Consider the following 1,226-nt stretch of genomic DNA (forward strand, 5'->3'; position numbering starts at 1 on the left):
GGCCGGTCAGGCGGCCGGGCCGCTCCGCCGGGCCGCCGGGCCGCCGCTCCGCCGGCCGATCACCGCATCATGTACACGCTGTCCATGAACTCGATGATCTGCTGGTCCGTCAGGCGCTGGCCGTTGCGGTGGCCCATCGCCAGGTCGGCCTCGCTGATCATGCCGACCAGCCGCTCGCCGTCGATGACCGGGATGCGGCGGATCTGGTGCTGCTCCATCTTCTTCAGCACCGTGTCCATGCTGTCCTCGGCGCGGACGCAGTGCAGGTGGCCGGCCATGTCCATGGCCTTCATGTTGGCCGGGTCCATGCCCTCGGCAATACATCGGACCACGATGTCGCGGTCGGTGATGATGCCCTTCAGCTTCTGGTCGTCACCGCAGATCGGGAGGGCGCCGACGTTCATGTCGCGCATCATCATGGCGGCTTCGGCGAGAGTCTGGTCGGCGCGGATGCACTGGGCACCGGTGTGCATGATGTCTCGGGCAGTGGTCACTGGGACTCCTTCTCAGGTCCGCCCCCTGGATACCGGCTGTTCCGGTGCGATCACCATAAGCACCAGCCAGACCGCCCGCGAGCCCACACGGGAGCGCGAGGACCGGGCCGCGGCCACCTCCGCGGCCGATACTGGGGGCGTGACGCAGGAACTCGCCGACACGGTCGACGAAGCCGTACGGGCCAGGCCCGCCACGGCCTTGCGGCCCTACGTGGCCTGGTACTCCGGGTACCGCCAGCGCGGCATCGCGCCCGCCCGCCACCGGGGTCTGCCCTCGCCGTACCTGACCTTCATCCTCACCCTGGACGAACCGCTCACCGTGGCCGGCCACCCGGATCCGGCCCAGCCGGGCGGCGACTATCCGACCCTGCTCGGCGGGCTGCACACCTCCCCCGCGCTGATCACCCACGACGGCCGGCAGTCCGGCGTCCAGATCGCCGTGCACCCGCTGGCCGCGCGGGCGCTGCTCGGCCTGCCGGCCGGCGAGCTGGCCGGGCTGGACGTCCCGGCCGAGGCGGTGCTCGGTGCGGCGAGCGCGCGGCTCCAGGAGGAGCTCCAGTACGCCGCCGGCTGGCCGGAGCGGTTCGCCGCCCTGGACGGGGCCCTGCTGCGGGCCGCGCGGCCGTCCGGGCGGGTGCCGCCGGAGGTCGTCCAGGCCTGGCGGGCGCTGCGGCGCAGCGGCGGGGCCCTTCCGGTGGCGGCGCTGGCCCGGGAGACCGGGTGGAGCAGCCG

General features: G+C 73.3%; 2 protein-coding genes. One reads left to right on the forward strand and one right to left on the reverse strand.

Annotated elements, in window-relative coordinates:
- Nucleotides 1-59 precede the first annotated feature (59 nt).
- Nucleotides 60-494, reverse strand: coding sequence for a CBS domain-containing protein (locus tag ABZ885_RS41535; protein ID WP_360200448.1), 435 nt, complete (start codon nt 492-494; stop codon nt 60-62).
- A gap of 139 nt (nt 495-633) precedes the next feature.
- On the opposite strand from ABZ885_RS41535, the gene ABZ885_RS41540 reads away from it, so the two are divergent.
- Nucleotides 634-1,226: DUF6597 domain-containing transcriptional factor (locus tag ABZ885_RS41540; RefSeq protein WP_360200450.1), on the forward strand; the 593-nt coding region annotated here is incomplete at its 3' end.

It is taken from the genome of Kitasatospora sp. NPDC047058 (genome assembly GCF_040643935.1).
Lineage (GTDB): Bacteria > Actinomycetota > Actinomycetes > Streptomycetales > Streptomycetaceae > Kitasatospora.